Source organism: Novosphingobium sp. SG751A (assembly GCF_013149295.1).
GTDB lineage: Bacteria > Pseudomonadota > Alphaproteobacteria > Sphingomonadales > Sphingomonadaceae > Novosphingobium.
In genome coordinates this window covers 91,311-111,344 of record NZ_JABGCB010000003.1, presented here as the reverse complement: position 1 = coordinate 111,344, position 20,034 = coordinate 91,311, and the positions used below count along the sequence as shown (strand labels likewise).

The following is a 20,034-nucleotide window of genomic DNA, read 5'->3' as shown; positions in this document are numbered from 1 at the left end:
CCTTCAAGGCAATTTGGCCAGCAAGCCAAATTGGCCATCAAGCCTATTTGCCCGGTTTGGCGATATCCCCGCCCCACGACACCCGCGTGCGCGTGCAAGGGCCAAGATCGCGGCGTACCAGCAGGTAATCGGCCACGGCCTGATCCTTGGCCTCCTGCGTTTCGCCCAGATTGGCCGAAGCGGGCAGCATTTCAGGCAGCGAGCAGGCCAGACGATACCATTCCAGCGTGCCTTGCGCGGGCGGAGCATTGGCCGCATCGACCACTTCGGAGAAGGACGCGCTCCAGCGCGAGGGCTGGCCTGCGCGGTGCTGGATGATGATCGCGGCAGGCGTGCCCTTGGCTGTGGTCAGGAAGATCTGGGTCTCGCCCTCGCCCGCCAGATCGCCCTGCTGATAGAGCGCCATATTGATTCCCGTAATATGGGGCGGCGAATCAGGGGCGGCCAGATCGGCCAGAATCTTGCGAATCTGGGCCTCCAGCGGCTGGCTCCACGGCAATTGCGCGTCGGGGGAAACCAGTTGAATGTCGCCCGGCGTGGTTCCGGGACGGGCGAAAAGCAGCACCATCTGCTTCTTTGGATTGGGAATTTTGTGGCGCGAATCGAGCCGGACATCGGCCAGATAGCGCACCGAGGCCGAAACCGAGCCGGTTCCGCTCAACAAATCAATTCCCTGCGCCTCAATATAGGCGCGCTGGACGGTGGCGAAGGGCGAAACATCCCTGGCTTCGGGCATGGGAATCACCTTTTTCAGCTCGGCAAAGACGACCAAAGGAGATGATTCGGCCAGACCAACGAGGTCAGCATACGATTGTACGACATTTTGCGTAACGGGGGTCTGAGCCCCTGCAGACACCGGAACAAACAGCGGCAATAGAGCCGCAAAGCAAGCCGATTTCCACCCTCGGATGCCTTGAAACATCGCGGAAAACTCCGAAAAATTCGCCATTGGCGCATAACCCCTGCAAAAGGCCCCCAAGGGTGCCCGTTAGATAGGCTTTAACACAAATGAATTTTGCCTGAACCCCACCCCCCCGCGCATAAGGCGTTGCGCCGAGTCGGCAAGGTGGCTAGGATTGGCAAAAAAGCGGACCCCCAATAAAGGGGGCCGATGCGTTCGCCGAAAGCCGACACATAAGGCATTTGGCGAATATCCGGTAAATCCGGCAGGGTGGATATGAGCTTTTCCCCATGGACTTCGCCTTCGGGTTCGGTTCATGGTCGGCCCGGGGCTTGCCCGGGTTTTTGTATGGAGTGATGCGTCTGAATGGCCTACGCTGATCAACAATTGAGCGGTAATCGCCTTACCGCCATTATCATCGTTGCCTTGATTCACATCGTCGTTGGTTATGCCTTGGTCTCTGGTCTTGCCTACTCGGCGGTTCAGAAGGTCATGAAAAAAGTAACGACTGTCGATATCAAGCAAGAGGAGAAACCGCCGCCACCGCCTCCGCCGCCGCCGAAGGACGCTCCGCCGCCGCCGATCGTCGCTCCGCCGCCGCCGGTGAACGTGGCGCCCGTTAGCGCGCCCGTGATCGAGACGGTTTCGGTTGCACCGCCGCCGGCGCCGCCGGCGCCTGTGCTGGCACCGCCTGCGCCTTCGGCTCCGCCGCCGCCGCGCTTTACGCCTGTTGGCGCTGCCCCCAAGGGCAACCCTGCCAACTGGGCGACGCCTGAAGACTATCCTTCGCGCCCCCTGCGTGAAGGTGTTCAGGGCACCACTGGTTTCCGTCTGACGGTTTCCACGGATGGGCGCGTGTCGAGTTGCGAAATCACGGCCAGCTCGGGCAATGCCGAACTGGACGCTGCGACTTGCAAATACGTCACCAGCCGCGCGCGTTTCACGCCCGCCAAGGATGGCGAAGGCCAGCCCACCACCGGCGTTTATGCCAATCGCGTGAAGTGGGTCATCCCGAAGGACTGAGCCACACTCCCCAGGGGATCTGCGGCATGAAGGCCCGGTCCCTACTGTAAATGACCCTATTCTCTACTCGAGAGCCCTTTGAGAGGACCATCGCATGCTTATTGACATTCTGACCGCCGCTGCTGGCGCGGCTCCGCAGAACAAGTTCGGTTTCAAGGAAGCCCTGGAACAGGGCGGTCTGATCGCTCAGTCGACCGTGACCATCATGGCCATTTTCTCGTTCGGTTCGTTCTTCGTGCTGTTCACCCGCTGGTCGGATCAGTCGAAGATCCTGAAGCAGTACAAGGCTCTGGGCACGTTCTGGAAGGCCGCTTCGCTGAAGGAAGGCGCCGCCAAGCTGGAAAAGACCAGCCCGTTCCGTGACATCGTCGAAGCCGGTATCCTGGCCGAAGAAAACCACGGCAAGATGGCTGACAGCCTCGAAGCCCACGACTGGGTTCACTCGTCGCTGGCCCGCACCGAAGCCTCGATCGGCGCGTTCCTTGCTCGCGGCCTGCCCTTCCTCGCCACCGTCGGTTCGACCGCTCCTTTCGTGGGTCTGTTCGGTACCGTGGTCGGCATCTACCGCGCTCTGATCGCCATCGGTCTGGCCGGTTCGGCCTCGATCGACAAGGTTGCCGGCCCCGTGGGTGAAGCTCTGATCATGACCGCCATCGGTCTGCTCGTCGCTGTGCCTGCCGTGCTTGCCTACAACTTCCTGCAGTCGCGCAACAAGCGCATCAACGAGCTGCTGACCGGCTTCTCGGCTGACGTGCTGGCCTACATCAACTCGAAGGGCGCCATCAAGCCCGTCGTGGCTGCTGCTCCGGTCAAGGCTGCTCCGGCTCCCGCCGCCAAGAAGTAAGACATGAGGCAGGCATCCGGGCGGCCAGTCTGCCCGGATGTACGGGAAATCATGCGCGGCATGCGGCATGATTTCCCGGCCCTCCCCTCCCCCCAATCCCTCCTCTCGAAAGAGGGCATTGCAAGAGTAGGATCATAACATGGCAATGGCTGTTGGCGGCGCGGGCGGCGAAGAAAAGCCTATGTCCGACATCAACACCACCCCTCTGGTGGACGTTATGCTTGTGCTTCTGATCATCTTCCTCATCGCGGTTCCGGTCGCGATTCAGACGATCCAGAAGCTCAAGATTCCTGTGATGGTTTCACAGGAATCGAAAGATAAGGTCGAAAATCTGCTGATCACGGTCAGCACGACCGACGCTGCGGGTCGCAGCGCCGGCGATGCCGGCTTCGAAGGCGCATCGCGTGGTGGCGAATGCCGCATCTACTTCAACAACATCACCCCCGTTGACTCGACTGAACTGTACGATCAGGCGTTCAAGCGCCTTGACGACATCATCAAGCGCGAGGGCGGTGCCGAGGTACTGCGCGATAACCCCGAAAAGGTGCCGCAGGTTCACGTTCGGGCCGACGTCGAAGCGCCCTGGCGCTGTGTCGCCGGTGCGATCTTCAACGTGCAGCGCGCGGGTTATCCCACGGTTGGCTTCATTTCGACCCCGGTCGATCCGAACGGCTGATAAGCCCTTTAACTCAGGAGTAACATCCCATGGCAATGTCAGCTGGTAAAGACGACGGCGAGCCGATGGGCGAAATGAACACGACTCCGCTGATCGACGTTATGCTCGTTCTGCTGATCATGTTCATCATCACCATCCCCGTGGCTACCCACGCGGTGAACATCGACCTGCCTTCGCCGCCGCCGCCGAATATGCCCAAGCCGCCGGTCGACCCGATCAAGAACAAGGTCGTCCTTACCCCGGATAACCAGATCCTGTGGAACGGCACGCCGATCGACCGCAGCGTTCTGGGCGCGAACCTCAAGGCTTCGCGCAGCATGACCCCCGAGCCCGAACTTCAGTTCGAGCCGGATGCGCAGTCGGGCTATGAACTGGCAGCGAATGTGCTGAACATCATCAAGGCCTCCGAAGTGACGAAGTTCGGCTTCGTCGGCAACGAGCGCTATGCCACTTTCAACAAGGCTGCCGGCGCCAAGTAAGGCCAAGGTCAGCTGCGTTAAACGGCAAGAGAGAGGGGCGGAGCGATCCGCCCCTTTTTTTGCGCCCTGCTCCCGCCCGCTATTCGCCCATAGCAATCGCGGCCAGCGCCTCGGCCTCCAGCAACAGTTCGTCATCGGCGGCGCCGGCCGGCATGCTCTCGCGCCCGATCATGGTCAGCGTCGGCACAGCCAGCGGACTGACGCGCGACAGGCGCTGATGGCGGATCGCGGATTGGGCGCGCTCCAGCACCTCGGCCACGCGGGCCACATCGGTCATCTTTTGCCGGGCATCGGCCCATGCGGCCTGCAACAACAGATGGTCCGGCTCATAGCGGCGCAGCACGTCATAGATGAGGTCGCTGGAGAACGTGACCTGCCGGTTGGTCTTGCGCTTGCCCGGCATCTGCCGCTCGATCAGGCCGGAGATGACCGAAGCCTCGCGGAAGGCGCGGCGCAGCAGATAGGAATTTTCCACCCACTCGACAAATTCATCGACCAGAATGTCGGGCGAGAGCAGCGCGGCAGGGTCCTCAACGGGCCGCAGCCCCCAGACCGCCAGCGCATAGTCATTGGCGACAAAGCCCAGCGGCGAGAGGCCCAGCGCCTCCATCCGCCGTGTCATCAACATGCCCAGCGACTGATTCGCGGGCCAGCCCTCGAAGGTGTAGAACACGCTGTAATGCCGGTCGTGATGGGGAAAGCTCTCGACCAGCAATTCGCCGGGGCGCGGCAGCACCGAGACCCGCGCCTGCACGTCGAGCCACTCATGCACATCCTCGGGGAAGTCATCCCAGCGCGCAGAATCGGCCAAAAGCCCCCGCACGCGGTCGGCCAGATGCGACGAGATCGGGATGCGCGCGCCATTATACGAGGGGATCGCCGCCGAACGCCGCGAGGCGCGCACCAGCAAGGCCCCTTCTCGCAGCGACTCGACCTCCAGATCCAGCCCGGCAAAACGGAACGTATCGCCCGGCCCCAGCGAGGCGGCGAAATCCTCCTCCACCCGGCCCAGCGCGCGGCCGTTGCGAAACGCCACCTCGACCATATCGGCGTCAACAATGATGCCCGCATTCAGCCGATAGGAACGCGCCAGATCGGGATGGCTCAGCCGCCACAGGCCGTCGCGCCCATGGGTGATCCGGCGAAACCGGTCATAGGCCCGCAGCGCATAGCCCCCGTTCGAGACGAAGCCGAGCACCCGCCCCCACTCCTCCTCGCTGACATTGGCATAGGGTGCGGCGCCGCGCACCTCGGCCAGCAGGGCGTCGCCATCGAAAGGACCCGCGCAGGCCAGCGCCAGCACATGCTGGGCCAGCACATCGCGGCCGCCGGGGCGCAGATCCTCGCCATCGCGCGTGCCCGCCCGCACCGCCTCGACGGCGGCCACGGCTTCGAGAAATTCAAACCGGTTGCCCGGCACCAGCACCGCCTTGGACGGACAATCGAGCCGGTGATTGGCCCGTCCGATCCGCTGCAACAGGCGCGAGGAACCCTTGGGCGCCCCCATCTGCACCACCAGATCAATGTCGCCCCAGTCCACCCCCAGATCGAGGCTGGCGGTACAGACCAGCGCGCGCAGCCGCCCGCCTGCCATCGCCGCCTCAACCTTGTGCCGTGCCTCGGCAGACAGGCTGCCATGGTGGATGCCGATGGGCAGATTTTCCTCGTTGCGATCCCACAGCAGGCCAAACGTATATTCGGCCAGAAAGCGCGTGTTGGTGAAGATCAGCGTGGTGCGGTGGGCACGGATCAGGTCGAGGATCTGGGGCACGGCCCAACTGGCCGCATGGCCGCTCCACGGGATACGCTGGCCCGCAGGCAGGAGGATCGAGACATCGGCGGGCGCACCTTCCTCGCCCGCAACCAGGGCCGCCTCCTCACCCGCGGGCGCGATCCAGCGCGCAAAGCCCGCCGGGTCGGCCAGCGTGGCCGACAGGCCGATGCGCCGCATATCGGGCGCCAAACTCTGCAAGCGGGCCAAAGACAGCGCCAGCAGATCGCCCCGCTTGCCCGCCGCCATAGCGTGGATTTCGTCGACCACGACATAGCGCAGCCCCGCAAACATCGTCGCGCTTTCGGGATAGGACAACAGCAGCGAGAGCGATTCAGGCGTGGTCAGCAGCACATGAGGCGGATCATGCCTTTGCCGCGCCTTGCGGTCCGAGGATGTGTCGCCGGTGCGCGCCTCGACCCGCAGGCCCAGCCCCATCTCGGCCACCGGCCCCAGCAGGCCCCGCTGAATATCATGCGCCAATGCTTTCAGCGGCGAGACGTAGAGCGTATGCAACCCATCCGCCAAAACGCCATCCGCCGCATCGCACAGCGTCGGCATGAACCCGGCCAGCGTCTTGCCCGCCCCGGTGTCGGCGGCCAGCAGCACATGGCGCTCATCGCCCACCTGCGCCAGCACCTGCGCCTGATGGCGGCGGATATGCCACCCGCGCCCGGCAAACCAGTCGGCAATGCGCGGGTGAACCTGCCTCACCCCTTGCTCAACCCGGCCCGGCTCACACCACTTTGCGCCAGTTCCGCATCCAGTTGCGCCACCAGCGCGGCGAGACCCTGCTCGCTCGCACTCTCGGCGCGGGCAACCAGCATCTCCTGTGTATTGGACGCGCGCAGCAGCCACCAGCCGCCATCGCCGTTTTCACCATTGCAGGACACGCGCAGGCCATCCATCCGGTTAACCTGCGCCCCCTGCGCCCCCTGCGCGGCCAGCCTCGCGGCCACTTCCTCAACCACAGCGCGTTTACGATCCGCCGCCACGGGAAAGCGTAATTCGGGCGTGTTGAAGCAGATAGGCAGTTCGTCGAACCAATCCGCGATGGATCCATTTCGGCGCGAAACCGCTGCCATCAGCCGCACGGCGGCATAAAGCGCATCGTCGAAACCATAGAAGCGGTGCTTATAAAAGATGTGCCCCGAGGTCTCCCCGGCCAGCAAAGCGCCGTTAACCTTCATTTCGGCCTTGATCAGACTGTGCCCCGCAGGCCCCATCGCGGGCACCCCGCCCAGCGCCGCGATCCGGTCGTAAACCGCCTGTGACGCTTTGACATCGCCCAGAATTACCGCGCCCGGACAATCGAGCAGCAGATCCTGTGCCAGCAGCGCCAGCAATTGATCGCCAAGGATCGAGCGCCCCCGTCCGTCGATTACCACGATCCGATCGGCATCCCCGTCGAAAGCCACTCCGAAATCGAGATGTCTGGAGGCGACCAGCGCCCGCAAGTCTGCGAGATTTGCCTCAACAGTCGGATCTGGATGGTGGTGAGGAAAATGTCCGTCAACCTGCGTGAAGAGAAGATGATGCTCTCCGGGCAAGAGCGCGGTCAGGGCCTCGATGGCGGGGCCGGCGGCGCCATTGCCGGCATCCCAGCCGATCCGAAGATCGCCCGCCTTATCCCAAAGCCCCGGCAGCAGCCCCTCGACCAGACGGGCGACATAGGTGGGCAGAATATCCTGCATTTTCACCGCGCCGCGATGGACGAGATCGCCTCGCCTCTGCAACCCACCCGCCAGATCCCCGATCCGCTGGATTTCGGCGCCGAACAGGGCTCCACCAAAAAATACTATTTTGAAGCCATTATCATCGCGGGGATTGTGGCTGCCAGTTACGTGAATGCCGCCATCTACCTCCTCCAATGACGCTTCGGCGTAATAGAGCATAGGCGTCGGCCCCACCCCGATCCGCACCACATCCAGCCCGCCATCGCGCAGGCCATCAACCAGCGCGGCCTCCAGCGCGGGTGCGCTGAGCCGGCCATCGCGCCCCACCGCAATCCGCCGCCCGCCCCGCTCCTGCAAAGCCTGCGCCACGGCGCGGCCTATCGCATAGGCGTCATCGTCAAACAGATTGCGGCCATAGGTGCCGCGAATATCATATTCCCGGAAGATCGCCGGATCGGTCATCTGCCGGTATTGGCGCCGGTTTCAGTACCCAGCCGCGCCAGCAGCAGATCGCGCGCATCATTGGCCTCATGCACCAGTGCCGCATCACCGCCGCGATCAGGGTGAACTCGCGCGATCAGTTTCTTGTGCGCCTCGATGATCGCCCCGCGCCCGGCCCCGGCCTCAACGCCCAGCAGGCGGCGCGCCCGCTCCACCGGGGTCGGCCCGGTCATCCGCTGCCAATGCGCCCACGGCCATTGCCCCGTCCATTGGCGGCACGCCCATGACGCCAGCACCAACAGCAGAAGCAGCTTGACCATATCAGCCCGCCGAGACCACCTGCGCATCGCGCTGCACGCGGGGCGCGGGCAGGTTCAGGCCCGCCACCAGCGTGCGCAATTCCTGCCGTGCGACCAGATGGCTGGTGCCCAGATCGCCCAGATGGCCCTTGTCCAGCAGGGTCAGCCCGCTGGGGAACAATTCGCGGTAGATCACGCGTTCGGACAGGCCCTGCGCGATGCGGAAGCCTACCCGGCGCGAAAGCTCGGCCAGCGCGCTGTCGATACGGCGCATGTTGCGCGCCTCGATATGCTGGGTGCGGTTGCGCACCACCACCCAGTCCATCTCGCGCCGGTGTTCGTTGATCGTGGCCAGCGCCCGTTTCTTGCGCGCTTCCCAGATCATTTCGGCATAGAAAGACAGGCGGCGCACCTTAAACGTCTCGGCGTCCACTTGCCCGATCAGGTCGAAATCGACGAAACTGTCGTTCAGCGGCGTGACCAGCGTGTCGGCGCTCATCGCCACATGGCGGGCGAATTCATCGTCGCGCCCCGGCGTGTCAAAGATCAGGTAATCGACATTCTGCGACACCTGCTCGGTCAATTCGTCCAGCTCGGCCGTGGTCGTGCCGCGAAACACGTCAAACCCCACCGTGGGCAGATCGATGCCGCGGCGGCGCAGGGTCTCGCCGCGATTTTCCATATAGCGGTGCATCGTGCGCTGGCGCGAATCGAGGTCGATCGTGCCCACCCGCGCGCCCAGATAGGCCAAAGCCACGGCGATATGCACGGCGGTGGTGGATTTGCCCGTGCCCCCCTTTTCATTGGCGAAAACGATGCGGTGGGGACCAGACATGGCGGTTCTCTCATCACAGGGTTGGCGGGCTTAAAAGCGTTGCTGCTCGCAAGACACCGGCTTATCAGCCACCGCGCGAACAGTGTCAAAACCTTACCAAGGGGGCCGTGCCGGTGCAAACCATCAATCACCTCAATCTGCTGCGCGAAGCGATTGCCGAACTGCGCAAGAGCGGCCGCGTGGCATTGGTCCCGACGATGGGAGCCTTGCATTTCGGGCACTTAACGTTGATGCGCGAGGCGCGGCGGCATGCCGAACACGTGGTCGCGTCGATTTTCGTTAATCCCCGACAATTTGCACCGGGCGAGGATCTGGACGCCTATCCGCGCCAGTTGGCCGCCGACAAGGCCGCGCTGGAGAGCGAGGGCGTGGCGGTGCTGTGGGCGCCGACGGTCGATGAAATGTATCCTGCGGGCTTTTCCACCAATGTCGGCGTGTCCGGGGTCAGCGAGGGGCTTTGCGGCGCGGCGCGGCCGGGCCATTTCGACGGCGTGGCAACGGTCGTGCTCAAACTGTTCAATCAGGTGGCGCCCGATGTCGCGCTGTTTGGCGAAAAGGACTGGCAGCAACTGGCGGTGATCCGGCGCATGGCGCGCGATCTCGATCTGACCGCGCCCCATGTCGATGCGATCATCGGCGTGCCCACCGTGCGCGAAGAGGACGGCCTCGCCCGCTCCTCGCGCAATGCCTATCTGTCGGCGCAGGAGCGCTCCGATGCGGTGGCGCTGCCCCGCGCGATGCGGGCGGCAGCGCAGGCTGTGGCGGGCGGCATGGCGATTGGCGATGCCCTGGCCCAGATGGAGCAGGCGGTGTTGGCCGGCGGCTTTCTCTCGGTCGATTATGCGCAGATCTGCGATGCCGATACGCTGGCCCCTTTGATCGAGCGCGGCACGGGCCCGGCGCGTTTGCTGGCTGCGGCGCGAATCGGCAAGGCGCGATTGATCGACAATATCGACGTTCCTCTGGGGTGATTTGTCGGACCAGGGTGGCGAGATTTACCGCAATATGAACGAATTTTCGCCATATTGGCCATTTTGGATTTAACATTGCATTATAAACGCCCATTTGGCTAGTTAACATCTTTTACAGTTGCGCGAATCAGCTGATTCACCTACTTAGAACCTGCCTTTCAGGCATCCTCTCCCAAACTTCCAAAACCCGGCTCCGGCCGGGTTTTTTTTGCCCATTTTCCGTGCAAGGTAACGGGTGGTTAATGAACCATTTGGGAACATTATAATCAGAATGGAAACCCATTCTTTGCAGGCGACCGATTGATCGCGGTCAATTTCTCAACTTCACAATCCTTTAGGATAGGCACCCGCCGCCAGAACCCGCGCGGTTACGGCCAGATGGGAGCAATGCGAAGTGATGGAACCAGCCGACAGCGCCGCGCGCCCTGCCGCCTGCCCCTCGCATAATCCTTTGGCGTCCGATCTGGTCGAGGCGCTGCGTCTGCTGGGCCATCCTTTGCGATTCAACCTGATCACGCAACTGGCGCAAGGCCCGGTGGCGGTGGGCGATCTGGCCGCGCACAATGGGGTCAGCCTGTCGATCATCAGCCAGCAACTCGCGCTGCTGCGCAAGGCCGGGCTGGTGCAGGGGCGACGCGAGGTCAAGCAGGTGTTCTATTCGCTGGCCCGCCCTCGCATGGCCGAAGTGGCCCTGGCGCTGGCGGAAATGGCGCGGACAGAAGCAACGCTCAATGGCTCCGCACAGGCCCACCCCTGCTGACCCCCTTGCAAAACGGCCCGTAAATCGCCAATTCCGGCGCAATGAAGCCAACCGATCTTGCAGAACTGAAGGCCAATGCCACGATGATGGCCGCGCGCCTCAAGGTGATGAGTCACCCTGAGCGCCTTTTGATGCTGTGCCGGATGGACGAGGGCGAGGTCAGCGTGAACGAGCTGGTGGCGATGACCGGCCTGTCGCAATCGGGCGTGTCGCAACATCTGGCGCTGCTGCGCGCCGAGGATATCGTGAACGTGCGGGTCGAGGCCCAGACCCGCTGGTACAGTCTGAAGGACCGAATCGTTTCGGGCACGATCCACGCCCTTTGCGAATTGTTCGAGGCAGAACAAAACCAGACAAAAAAGCCTTAATTCAGCAACATTTACCCCCGCCGCCCTTGCCATAACGGGCCTCTTGGCGGTTGCGGAAAAACTCCTTGCGGGTCATCGCCGCGCGTTCGGGATGATGGGCCAGATGGTGCGCCAGATAGGCGTCATAATCGGGCATCCCCACCAGCGCCCCCATCAAACGGCGCAGAAACCCGCTCACGCCGTCACCTCGCGCACTGTGGGTACTTCGCTGCGCATGGCCGCCAGACAAGTCCGCACCGCCGCCGCCAGCACGGCCAGCACCACTACCATAAAGAACCCGCAAAGCAGGGCGTCAACGCGGTCGTTGAAGATGATTCGCTCCATCTGCGCCATGCTCTTGGCCGGGGCCAGCAGCTTGCCCTGCGCGGCGGCGGCGGAAAATTTCGCCGCATGCGACAAAAATCCCACCTTGGGGTCATCGGAAAACAGTTTGAGCCACCCGGCCGAAAGCGTGCAGATCAGCAGCCACACGGTCGGCAGCGCCGAGACCCATGCGTAACGCTGCTGCTTCATGCGGAACAGCACGGCGGTGGCCAGCATCAGGGCCGTTGCCGCCAGCATCTGGTTCGAAATGCCAAACACCGGCCAGAGCGTGTTCACCCCGCCCAGCGGATCGGTTACGCCCTGATGCAGGAAGAAGCCCCAGGCCGCCACACAGATGCCCGTGCCGATCAGCCCCTGCGCCATGCCGCCGAACCGCGCGAACCCCGGCACCGCGCGGGCCAGCAGATCCTGCACCATGAACCGCCCCGCCCGCGTGCCCGCGTCCACGGCGGTCAGGATGAACAAAGCCTCGAACAGAATGGCGAAGTGATACCAGAAGGCCTTCATCGCCGCCCCGCCGACCACGTGGCTGAAAATCTGCGCCATCGCCACGGCAAGCGTGGGCGCGCCGCCGGTGCGCGAGAGGATCGTGTGCTCGCCAATATCCTTGGTCAATTGCACGATGGCCTCGGGCGTGATGGCAAAGCCCATGGCCGACACCGCCGCGGCTGCACTTTCGGGCGTGGTGCCGATCAGCGCGGCGGGGCTGTTCATGGTGAAATAGATGCCCGGCTCGATGATCGAGGCGCCCACCAGCGCCATGATCGCCACGAACGCCTCGGCCAGCATCGCGCCATAGCCGATGAAGGGAGCGTCCGCCTCGCTGGCGATCAGCTTGGGCGTGGTGCCGCTGGCGATCAGCGCATGGAAACCCGACACCGCCCCGCAGGCGATGGTGATGAACAGAAACGGAAACAGCCCGCCCGACCACACCGGCCCGCCGCCGTTCACAAATTGCGTCAGCGCGGGCATTTTGAGCGCAGGCGCCATGATCAGAATGCCGATGGCCAGCGCGATGATCGTGCCGATCTTCAGAAACGTCGAAAGATAATCGCGGGGCGCCAGCAAAAGCCAGACCGGCAAAAGCGAGGCAATCGCGCCATAGACGATCAGAATCCAGCAGATCTGGATCGGCGTATAGGTGAACAAAGGCCCCCAGAAGGCCGATTGCGCCACATCCTGCCCAAAGACCAGCGCGGCCAGCAGCCCCACCAGCCCCAGCAGCGAAACCTCGCCCACGCGGCCCGGACGGATCCAGCGCGAATAGACGCCCATCGCCAGCGCCAGCGGCACCGTGGCCGCCACGGTGAACATGCCCCAAGGGCTTTCGGCCAGAGCCTTCACCACGATCAGCGCCAGCACGGCCAGAATGATGACCATAATCATGAAGGTGCCCAGCAGCGCAATGCCGCCCGCCACCTCGCCCATTTCCATGCGAATGATTTCGCCCAAGGATTTGCCATCGCGCCGCATCGAGATGCACAGGACAAGGAAATCCTGCACCGCGCCCGCCAGCACCACGCCAAAGATGATCCACAAGCTGCCGGGCAGATAACCCATCTGCGCCGCCAACACCGGCCCGACCAGCGGTCCGGCCCCGGCAATCGCAGCAAAGTGATGGCCGAACAGCACATTGCGGTCGGTGGCCACATAGTCCAGCCCATCGGGCCGCCGCACCGCAGGCGTGGCCCGCGCGCTGTCCAGCCCCATCACCTTTGCCCCGATAAACCGCGCATAGAAGCGATAGGAGGCCGCAAAACAGCCCAGCGAGGCCACCACCAGCCAAAGCGCATTGATCGGCTCACCATGGTCCAGCGCCACCTTGGCCAGAGCGCCCAGCCCCAGCAAACCCGCCGCCATCCATGGTAAAGGCCCAAACATCGCATTCTCCCGGCTCATCTGCGCGCCGGGTTAACGGCTAAATCCCGCCTTTGCCAGTGTTCAAACCGTAATTGAGATTATCTCAATCGCCTCGGCCCGGTCGGAAAAATCGACCATCTCGCCCGCCTCGGCCTCCATCATCGCGCGCGGCAGAGGGGCGGAGAAGGCGAGCAGGCCGGCGGCCGGATCAGCCTCGTCATGGCCCACGATGGTGATGGTGCGGGTCTGGCCGTTCAGGCGGAATTGCACGGTCGCGCCAAAACCCACGCAGGAGCCATCGGGCGCGGGCATGTCCTGCGCCGTGGCCGCGCGGTTGCGCCAATAGCGCAGATGGCGGCGGGCGGATTTGATCGCCTCCTCGTCGGGCGCGGCGGCAACGGTTGCCTCCCATTCGCTACATTTCGCCTCAATCTGCGCCTTGCCGCGCGCCGTCACCAGATTGGGGCCGGGCGGGATGGGCAGCTCAAATTTCGGCTCCAGATGTTCCTCATCGCCATCGCGGCGAAAGGCTACGCTCATTGCATTCTCTCCGTCATCATCGCGCCGCTATGACAGCGCCCGCAGGTCACGGCAAGGGAGCCGGAACCCCCGAAAGCACGCCCCCACGCACCTGCGCCACGCCGGAAAAGGCCGGATGGCGAACCTGCAACGTGTTGAGGTCGAACCGGCTCTCGGCCCCGATCCCGGTGATCTTCACCCCGGCATAATCCAGCTTTTCGCCCAGCACCGCCTTTTGCGCGAGGCCTCCCGGCTGCACCAGCCATCCGTATGTGCCCTTTGGCGCCATCAGCCGCGCATGGCCCGCCCCGTCCACCACCAGCGAGGCGCGCTCGTCCATGCCCAGCCCGACCACATCCTTCGCGCCCCTTGCGCGGACATTGGCAAGGAAAGCGATCAGCCGCCCCATCCGCCCGCGGATCATGAAATGGCTGTCGGTGAAAATCCGCTGCATCCGGGGCAGATGCAGGAAGCGGTTCACCACGCTCACCCCCGGCCCCATCGGATTGTCCAGCGCCTCGGGGCTGGTGATGCCATCGTCGCCAAAGGCGCCATATCCCCACCACCCCATGATCGCCAGACCGGCGCTTGTGCCGCCAATCGGGCGATCGCGCGACAGCCGGTCGATCAGGCGCGAAAGCGGCGTTGCCTGCCAGAAGCGGACATAGCGCGACTGATCGCCCCCGGCGATAAACACGCCATCGGCCCGCTCCAGCGCGGACAGGATGCGCGGATCATAGGCGGCTGCCCTTGATGAAAAGACGAAGGTTTCGACCGAGGCCACCCCGCCGATCTCTTTCATGAAAGCCTCGCCCGCCTGTCCGCCCTGCGAGGCGCGCAGCACGACGATATGGCCATGGCCCGCGCGCGCCACGAACCAGCGGAACGCCTCCACATCCCAGTCGCCCCCGCCCGAGAGCAGCAGGCCCGGCGCCCGCCGCCCCGGCGTGGGCAGGCTGCGGTCACCCGCCATGTAATGGGCATAGCCATCTTCAGCATAGGCAGGGAGCGGCGCGGCAATCAGGCCGAACGCAATCAGACAGGCTTTGGCAAATTTCACGCATCGTCCCCCATGACCATCGAATGCATGGCGAAATCTGACAGCCACGGGGCGCGGCGACAAACCGCCAAATTGCGCAGTTCACCATTGCGCGCGCCCCGCGCCCGGCGCCATCAAGCCAAATCCTGCATCAATCCACCGCCCCTTTGGTTTAGACCTGTCGCGGCCGAAACCCTAGGCAGGGCCGCAGAAGCAGCGCCCCGCCGGATGCTTTTGCGGCGCGCAATATCAGGAGATAGCAATGTTCGATCCCGTCTCGATGGCGCAACGGCTGGGCGAAGGCCTGCTGTCGTTTCCGGTCACCCATTTCGATGCTGATGGCGCATTTGAGGAAGCCCGCTTTCGCGCCCATTGCGCATGGATGCTCGAACATGACCTCTCCGGCCTGTTTGCTGCGGGCGGCACGGGCGAATTCTTCTCGCTGACGCCCGACGAGGTGGCCCAGGTCGTGCGCGCCGCCGTGGCCGAGCGCAAGGCCAATGTGCCGGTGATCTCGGGCTGCGGCTATGGCACGGCGATTGCGGTGGACATCGCGCGCAAGGCGGAAAGCTCAGGGGCCGATGGCATCCTGCTGTTGCCGCCCTATCTGATGGGGGGCAAGCAGGAAGGTTTGGCAGCCCATATCGAGGCCGTGTGCCGCGCGACGGGGCTGGGCGTGATCGTCTATAATCGCGGCAATGCGATTGTGGATGATGAAACGCTGGCGGGCCTGTGCGAACGCAACGCCAATCTGGTGGGCTATAAGGACGGCGTGGGCGATATCGAGCTGATGGCGCGCATCTATGCCCGCATGGGCGACCGGCTGACCTATATCGGCGGACTGCCCACGGCGGAAACCTTTGCCACGCCCTATCTGACCATGGGCGTGACCACCTATTCCTCGGCTATTTTCAACTTCATGCCGCAATGGGCGCTGGAATTCTACAACGCCGTGCGCGCGGGCAACCACGCCCATGTGCAGCAGCAACTGCGCGATTTCGTGCTGCCCTATATCGCCCTGCGCAATCAGGGGCGCGGCTATGCGGTCTCGATCGTCAAGGCCGGTTGCCGGGTGATCGGGCGCGATGCAGGACCGGTGCGCAGCCCGCTGACCGATCTGTCGGCGGCAGAAGATGCGCAGCTTGCCGCGCTTATCGAAAAAGTCGCGCCTTATGCTCTCCCGCTTCCTGCCTGAAAACGCTAGGCTGGGTTCCATGTTCGAACTCAGCCAGCTTCGCTGCTTCGTCGCGGCGGCCGAAGAACTCCACTTCGGCCGCGCGGCCCAGCGGCTCAACATGACGCAGTCCCCGCTCAGCCGTCAGATCCAGTTGCTCGAACGCATTCTGGATGTGACGCTGCTTGAACGCACCAGCCGCACGGTGTCGCTGACGCCTGCGGGCCGGGTGTTTCTGATCGAGGCGCGGCGCATCGTCCGGCTGGCCGAGAGCGCGTCTCTATCGGCTCGGCGCGTGGCCAAGGGCGATGCGGGCAAGGTGGCCATCGGCTTTACTGCCGTTTCGGGCTATACGCTGGTGCCGCAGATCGTGGCCCAAGCCCGCGCCAGCCTGCCCAATATCGAGCTGGACCTGCGCGAAATGGTCAGCACCGAGCAGACCGATGCGCTGCTCACGGGCCTCATTGACATCGGCTTTGTCCGCCCCCCGGTGGTGCGCTCCGAATTTGAAACGCTCACCATCCTGCACGAACCGCTGCTGGTCGCGCTGCCCTCGGGCGATCCGCGACAGGGGCTTTCAACCCTGACGCCCGCCGATCTCGATGGCCAGCCGCTGATCATGTATGCAAGGCAAGGCGCGGGCTATTTCCACGACATGCTGGTGCGCCTGTTTGACGAGGCGCAGGTGGCCCCAAATTTCGTCCAGCATGTGACCCAGATCCATTCGATGCTGGGCCTTGTGCGCGCAGGGCTGGCCGCCGCCGTGGTGCCGCAATCGGCGCTGGGGCTTCACCCGGACGATGTGCAGTTCCGCCAGATGGTCACCCAGCCCGAATTTCCGGTCGAGCTGATCATGGCCTGGCGGCGGGACAATGCCAATCCCGCCCTCGACCCGATGCGCCGCCTATGCGCCGAGGCAATCGGTTAGGTCCAAGGAAACGCCAGACTGGGCCGATTGGCATAACGCTTCATGCCCAGCACCAGCCGCGCCCCGGCGCCCGGCGCCAGATCCAGCGTGAAATGGCGCGCGCCAACGGGATGCTTGCGCCCCTCAATCTCCACGCTCTCGATCCGGTGTTCACCATAGGCCCCGCCCTGCACGATCACGCGGCGCGGTTTGTCGCCGGTGTTCACAAGGCTAAGCTGCGTCTGCGTATCGCCCAGTGAATGGACCAGCGCCGCCACATCCGTTGGCAATCCCGCCCGCCGTCGCGCCGGATCAAAATAGCGCAACCGGCAATGCAGCGTGACCCCGCCCTGCGGCGGACTGTCGGCATTCCAAGTAGGCCGGGCAATATGCAGCCCCCCCGTGGTCAATTGCACCAAAGCCTTGGCGCTGGCCGGGTTGAAGTCCAGCGTCCAGTCGGCAAGGCGGCTGTCGGGCGTGGTATGATCCGCCCGCCTTGCCGCGTCGCGCTTGCTCAATCGGGCCAGATCGGCCTCCAAAGCGGCCTCGGGATAGGCGGGGTTGGCGCCTTCAAGAAAGCTGATCCACGGATCGCTGCCCGCCGCCGCGCGGTCTTGAGGGTCTTGCGTGGCATACCAGATTTCAAACGCACCCTGACGATAGGGGCCAGCCTTCCAGCCATGCCAGCCTTCGGGGCCGAACAAGGTGGGCGTCTGCATCCTGCCGTCCACCATGCGGGCCTGCACATTGATGATCGCATTCTGACGCCGCCAGACATGGAGATATTCGCGATCCCCCGTCAGCAGCAGCGCGTTGAAGAAGGCCGTGATCGCGCGGGGCACGCGGTTGCGACCTTCGCGCACGCCGGTCTGGGGCACCATGGGCGCGAAATTCCAGCCATAGGTGCCGCCCCACCAATCCGCCGCCGCCTTGCCGTCATGGCCGACCTTGCTGGGAAAGATGCCGCCATTGGCCTTGGCCCGCTCCATCCACGCATCGGTGTAATCCAGAACCCAGCGGCGGAAACGTTCCCCCGCGCCCAGAGCATAGGCATTGAGGCCCAAGGTGGTCGATTGCAGATTGAGCGGCGTATCCCAGGCCACGTCATCATATTCATCATAATGGCGCAGAAACTGCTCATAGCTGTCCTCGCCATGCTCCAGATGAAAGCGGCCAGCGTCAAACGGATCGCCCGCCCAGTCGAGCGGCGTTGCCTTGCGCAGCATCGGCCCCCGGCTGCCGTTCAGGATCGAGCGGATGACGCGGTGCTGCGGGTCATAATTGCCGACCGTTTTATCCGCGCCCGTATAGAAATCGGCAAAGCGCCGCGTGCGCAGCAGCAGGCGTGGATCGCGCGGCGCCGACAGGCCCATCACGTTGAACGTCGAAAGCCCTTCGGAATTGTGCTGCCAATCCATCTGGACCGGGAATTCGCGGTAATACATGCCTTGGCGGGCAATCGGCACCTCGCGGGTCTGAATGCCGGTGTACTGGCGCAAATGCCCTTCCCAGAACTTTTGCGCCATGGTCAGCAGGCTGTCATCCGCGCCCAAGGCATGCAGCAGCACCCAGTCATTGGTCGCCTCGGCCGCATCGTCCGGCCCGTCATTGGCGCCCCAGCGTTCAAAGCATTTCAGATGGTCCTGCGCATCGACATAGGTGGCGTAAAAATCTTTGCACGCCTGCGTATGGGCGGCCAGCAACTGCCGCTGCAACCTTGCCCAGCGAGGGACCGCCATCGGGCTGGTGATGCGCAAAGGCGCGGCGGTTGCGGCCATGGCGGGGCTGGCGGCAAGCGCTGCGGCCCCGGCCAGCAACTGACGACGATCCATCTTCATGCCCCAATCTCCAGACGGCGGATCGGCCCGACGATCACCGTAAAAGCCAGAATGGTCAGCACGCAATGCGCCGCCACAAACAACAGCGCCAGATCGAACGACCCGGTCGCCCCCACGATATAGCCCACCACAATCGGCGTCACGATGCCCGCCGCATTGCCAAACATGTTGAACACCCCGCTCGACAGCCCCGCCAGCCGTTTGGGCGCCACGTCCGCCATCACCGCCCAACCGAGCGAGGCCACCCCCTTGCCGAAAAAGGCCAGCGCCATCACCCCCAGCACCGCCGCCTGACTGTCCAGCCAGACGCAGCCCAGAATGCTGGAAGCCAGCACCATGCCGAACACCAAAGGCATCTTGCGCGCCTGATCCAGACTGCCGCTGCGTTTGAGGATGCGGTCGGAGATCACGCCCCCGACCAATCCCCCGCCAAAGCCGCAGATCGCGGGCAGAGCGGCGGCAAAGCCGGCCTGCGTAATCGACAGGCCACGTTCTTTCACCAGATAGATCGGAAACCATGTGACAAAGAAATAGGTCAGCACATTGATGCTGTATTGCCCGATATAGATGCCCAGCATCATGCGGTTGGCCAGCAGAGGCTTGATATTGGCCCAGTTGAAAGCCAGTGATTGCCCGCTGCTGCTCTCCAGCGCGATCTGGCCGCCGCCTTCGCGGATGAGGTCCAGCTCAGCCGCATTGACGCCCGGGTGGCGATCCGGCCCATGGATCATCTTGGCAAAAATCAGCGCGGCGATCACCCCCACCACGCCCATCATCCAGAACACCGAGCGCCAGCCATAGGCATGGACCATCCAGCCCATGACGGGCGCGAAGGCCACCAGCGCGAAATATTGCGCGCTGTTGAAAATGGCCGAGGCGGTGCCGCGCTCGGCGCCGGGAAACCATGCCGCCACCAGCCGCGCATTGCCGGGAAAAGACGGCGCCTCGGCCAACCCAACCAGAAAGCGCAAGCTGAACAGCGCCGCCACCGCCGAAACGCCCGGCACCACGCCGACCAAAGCCTGCGCGGCGGTCAGCACCGACCAAATGGCGATGGCGATGGTGTAAATCCGCTTGGTTCCGAAACGATCCAGCAATGCGCCGCCCGGAATCTGCGCCAGCGCATAGGCCCATGCAAAGGCCGAAAGCACGTATCCAGTTGCCACCGGTGTCAGCGATAATTCCTTGGCCGCCGCGCCGCCCGCGATGGAAAAAGTGGCCCGATCCGCATAGTTAAGCGTGGTCACAAGGAAGATCAGCGCGATGATTTTATAGCGCGTTCTTGTGGGAATCTGGGCGCCCGGGCCGTGCATCATGTCTCTCCGGATA

At 63.8% G+C, this 20,034-nt stretch carries 20 protein-coding genes; 9 read left to right on the top strand and 11 right to left on the bottom strand.

Features of this window, described 5'->3' with window-relative positions:
- Positions 1–43 precede the first annotated feature (43 nt).
- The gene (locus tag FHW96_RS04940; protein WP_172339436.1) at positions 44–736 is read right to left on the bottom strand and encodes a hypothetical protein; all 693 of its coding nucleotides are present in this window, start codon (positions 734–736) and stop codon (positions 44–46) included.
- A 531-nt stretch (positions 737–1,267) separates the two neighbouring features.
- Between FHW96_RS04940 and FHW96_RS04935 the strand changes: the two genes are divergently transcribed.
- The 4 genes from FHW96_RS04935 to FHW96_RS04920 all read left to right on the top strand — a co-directional run bounded on the left by FHW96_RS04935 (position 1,268) and on the right by FHW96_RS04920 (position 3,923).
- Positions 1,268–1,924 (top strand): energy transducer TonB, encoded by a 657-nt coding sequence (locus FHW96_RS04935; RefSeq protein WP_172339435.1) that lies wholly within the window; start codon positions 1,268–1,270, stop codon positions 1,922–1,924.
- A 94-nt stretch (positions 1,925–2,018) separates the two neighbouring features.
- The gene (locus FHW96_RS04930; RefSeq protein WP_172339434.1) at positions 2,019–2,768 is read left to right on the top strand and encodes a MotA/TolQ/ExbB proton channel family protein; all 750 of its coding nucleotides are present in this window, start codon (positions 2,019–2,021) and stop codon (positions 2,766–2,768) included.
- 139 nt (positions 2,769–2,907) lie between these two features.
- Entirely contained in the window at positions 2,908–3,444 is a 537-nt protein-coding gene (locus FHW96_RS04925) for a biopolymer transporter ExbD (protein ID WP_172339433.1), read from the top strand.
- Between the two features lie 29 nt (positions 3,445–3,473).
- The gene (locus FHW96_RS04920) at positions 3,474–3,923 is read left to right on the top strand and encodes a biopolymer transporter ExbD (RefSeq protein WP_172339432.1); all 450 of its coding nucleotides are present in this window, start codon (positions 3,474–3,476) and stop codon (positions 3,921–3,923) included.
- A gap of 79 nt (positions 3,924–4,002) precedes the next feature.
- On the opposite strand, the gene FHW96_RS04915 is transcribed toward FHW96_RS04920, so the two are convergent.
- The 4 genes from FHW96_RS04915 to FHW96_RS04900 are packed head-to-tail and all read right to left on the bottom strand — an operon-like array spanning position 4,003 to position 8,945.
- Entirely contained in the window at positions 4,003–6,408 is a 2,406-nt protein-coding gene (locus FHW96_RS04915; protein ID WP_172339431.1) for a ligase-associated DNA damage response DEXH box helicase, read from the bottom strand.
- On the bottom strand, positions 6,405–7,832 hold the full coding sequence (gene pgmG, locus FHW96_RS04910; RefSeq protein WP_172339430.1) for a phosphoglucomutase/phosphomannomutase PgmG: 1,428 nt from the start codon (positions 7,830–7,832) through the stop codon (positions 6,405–6,407). The genes FHW96_RS04915 and pgmG overlap by 4 nt, the downstream gene beginning before the upstream one ends.
- The gene (locus tag FHW96_RS04905; RefSeq protein WP_172339429.1) at positions 7,829–8,131 is read right to left on the bottom strand and encodes a molecular chaperone DnaJ; all 303 of its coding nucleotides are present in this window, start codon (positions 8,129–8,131) and stop codon (positions 7,829–7,831) included. The genes pgmG and FHW96_RS04905 overlap by 4 nt, the downstream gene beginning before the upstream one ends.
- 1 nt (position 8,132) lies before the next feature.
- Positions 8,133–8,945 (bottom strand): division plane positioning ATPase MipZ, encoded by an 813-nt coding sequence (locus FHW96_RS04900; protein WP_172339428.1) that lies wholly within the window; start codon positions 8,943–8,945, stop codon positions 8,133–8,135.
- Between the two features lie 113 nt (positions 8,946–9,058).
- On the opposite strand from FHW96_RS04900, the gene panC reads away from it, so the two are divergent.
- From panC to FHW96_RS04885, 3 genes are all read left to right on the top strand, one after another.
- Positions 9,059–9,916 carry a pantoate--beta-alanine ligase gene (gene panC, locus FHW96_RS04895; protein WP_172339427.1) on the top strand — a complete coding sequence of 286 codons (858 nt, stop codon included), beginning with the start codon at positions 9,059–9,061 and terminating at the stop codon, positions 9,914–9,916.
- Positions 9,917–10,313: 397 nt separating this feature from the next.
- Entirely contained in the window at positions 10,314–10,676 is a 363-nt protein-coding gene (locus FHW96_RS04890; protein WP_253950762.1) for a helix-turn-helix transcriptional regulator, read from the top strand.
- A 41-nt stretch (positions 10,677–10,717) separates the two neighbouring features.
- Positions 10,718–11,044, top strand: a complete 327-nt coding sequence (locus FHW96_RS04885; protein ID WP_172339425.1) for a helix-turn-helix transcriptional regulator — start codon at positions 10,718–10,720, stop codon at positions 11,042–11,044.
- A 1-nt stretch (position 11,045) separates the two neighbouring features.
- Here FHW96_RS04885 and FHW96_RS04880 read toward each other — a convergent pair whose 3' ends face one another.
- From FHW96_RS04880 to FHW96_RS04865, 4 genes are all read right to left on the bottom strand, one after another.
- A complete protein-coding gene (locus tag FHW96_RS04880) occupies positions 11,046–11,222 on the bottom strand; it encodes a YbdD/YjiX family protein (RefSeq protein WP_371815631.1) in 177 nt (58 codons plus the stop codon).
- A complete protein-coding gene (locus tag FHW96_RS04875) occupies positions 11,219–13,228 on the bottom strand; it encodes a carbon starvation CstA family protein (RefSeq protein ID WP_371815645.1) in 2,010 nt (669 codons plus the stop codon). The genes FHW96_RS04880 and FHW96_RS04875 overlap by 4 nt, the downstream gene beginning before the upstream one ends.
- 81 nt (positions 13,229–13,309) lie before the next feature.
- Complete coding sequence (locus FHW96_RS04870; RefSeq protein ID WP_172339424.1) at positions 13,310–13,768, bottom strand: GreA/GreB family elongation factor; 459 nt, start codon at positions 13,766–13,768, stop codon at positions 13,310–13,312.
- A 46-nt stretch (positions 13,769–13,814) separates the two neighbouring features.
- Positions 13,815–14,807 (bottom strand): cyanophycinase, encoded by a 993-nt coding sequence (locus tag FHW96_RS04865; RefSeq protein WP_172339423.1) that lies wholly within the window; start codon positions 14,805–14,807, stop codon positions 13,815–13,817.
- A 241-nt stretch (positions 14,808–15,048) separates the two neighbouring features.
- Here FHW96_RS04865 and kdgD point away from each other — a divergent pair, with 241 nt between their 5' ends.
- Positions 15,049–15,981, top strand: a complete 933-nt coding sequence (gene kdgD, locus FHW96_RS04860) for a 5-dehydro-4-deoxyglucarate dehydratase (RefSeq protein ID WP_172339422.1) — start codon at positions 15,049–15,051, stop codon at positions 15,979–15,981.
- Positions 15,982–16,000: 19 nt separating this feature from the next.
- A complete protein-coding gene (locus tag FHW96_RS04855) occupies positions 16,001–16,888 on the top strand; it encodes a LysR family transcriptional regulator (protein ID WP_168603028.1) in 888 nt (295 codons plus the stop codon).
- Here the strand turns inward: FHW96_RS04855 and FHW96_RS04850 are convergent.
- Both FHW96_RS04850 and FHW96_RS04845 read right to left on the bottom strand, forming a co-directional pair.
- Positions 16,885–18,705, bottom strand: coding sequence for a hypothetical protein (locus FHW96_RS04850; RefSeq protein ID WP_172339421.1), 1,821 nt, complete (start codon positions 18,703–18,705; stop codon positions 16,885–16,887). The two genes, FHW96_RS04855 and FHW96_RS04850, sit on opposite strands and share 4 nt — an antisense overlap.
- A complete protein-coding gene (locus FHW96_RS04845; protein ID WP_172339420.1) occupies positions 18,702–20,021 on the bottom strand; it encodes an MFS transporter in 1,320 nt (439 codons plus the stop codon). Before FHW96_RS04845 ends, FHW96_RS04850 begins: the two co-directional genes overlap by 4 nt.
- Positions 20,022–20,034: the final 13 nt, after the last annotated feature.

Coding starts and splice junctions, on each gene's coding strand:
- FHW96_RS04940 (WP_172339436.1), bottom strand. CDS start 736: ATGCCCGAAGCCAGGGATGTTTCGCCCTTCGCCACCGTCCAGCGCGCC.
- FHW96_RS04935 (WP_172339435.1), top strand. CDS start 1,268: ATGGCCTACGCTGATCAACAATTGAGCGGTAATCGCCTTACCGCCATT.
- FHW96_RS04930 (WP_172339434.1), top strand. CDS start 2,019: ATGCTTATTGACATTCTGACCGCCGCTGCTGGCGCGGCTCCGCAGAAC.
- FHW96_RS04925 (WP_172339433.1), top strand. CDS start 2,908: ATGGCAATGGCTGTTGGCGGCGCGGGCGGCGAAGAAAAGCCTATGTCC.
- FHW96_RS04920 (WP_172339432.1), top strand. CDS start 3,474: ATGGCAATGTCAGCTGGTAAAGACGACGGCGAGCCGATGGGCGAAATG.
- pgmG (WP_172339430.1), bottom strand. CDS start 7,832: ATGACCGATCCGGCGATCTTCCGGGAATATGATATTCGCGGCACCTAT.
- FHW96_RS04905 (WP_172339429.1), bottom strand. CDS start 8,131: ATGGTCAAGCTGCTTCTGCTGTTGGTGCTGGCGTCATGGGCGTGCCGC.
- FHW96_RS04900 (WP_172339428.1), bottom strand. CDS start 8,945: ATGTCTGGTCCCCACCGCATCGTTTTCGCCAATGAAAAGGGGGGCACG.
- FHW96_RS04890 (WP_253950762.1), top strand. CDS start 10,314: ATGGAACCAGCCGACAGCGCCGCGCGCCCTGCCGCCTGCCCCTCGCAT.
- FHW96_RS04885 (WP_172339425.1), top strand. CDS start 10,718: ATGAAGCCAACCGATCTTGCAGAACTGAAGGCCAATGCCACGATGATG.
- FHW96_RS04875 (WP_371815645.1), bottom strand. CDS start 13,228: ATGGCGGCGGGTTTGCTGGGGCTGGGCGCTCTGGCCAAGGTGGCGCTG.
- FHW96_RS04870 (WP_172339424.1), bottom strand. CDS start 13,768: ATGAGCGTAGCCTTTCGCCGCGATGGCGATGAGGAACATCTGGAGCCG.
- kdgD (WP_172339422.1), top strand. CDS start 15,049: ATGTTCGATCCCGTCTCGATGGCGCAACGGCTGGGCGAAGGCCTGCTG.
- FHW96_RS04855 (WP_168603028.1), top strand. CDS start 16,001: ATGTTCGAACTCAGCCAGCTTCGCTGCTTCGTCGCGGCGGCCGAAGAA.
- FHW96_RS04850 (WP_172339421.1), bottom strand. CDS start 18,705: ATGAAGATGGATCGTCGTCAGTTGCTGGCCGGGGCCGCAGCGCTTGCC.
- FHW96_RS04845 (WP_172339420.1), bottom strand. CDS start 20,021: ATGATGCACGGCCCGGGCGCCCAGATTCCCACAAGAACGCGCTATAAA.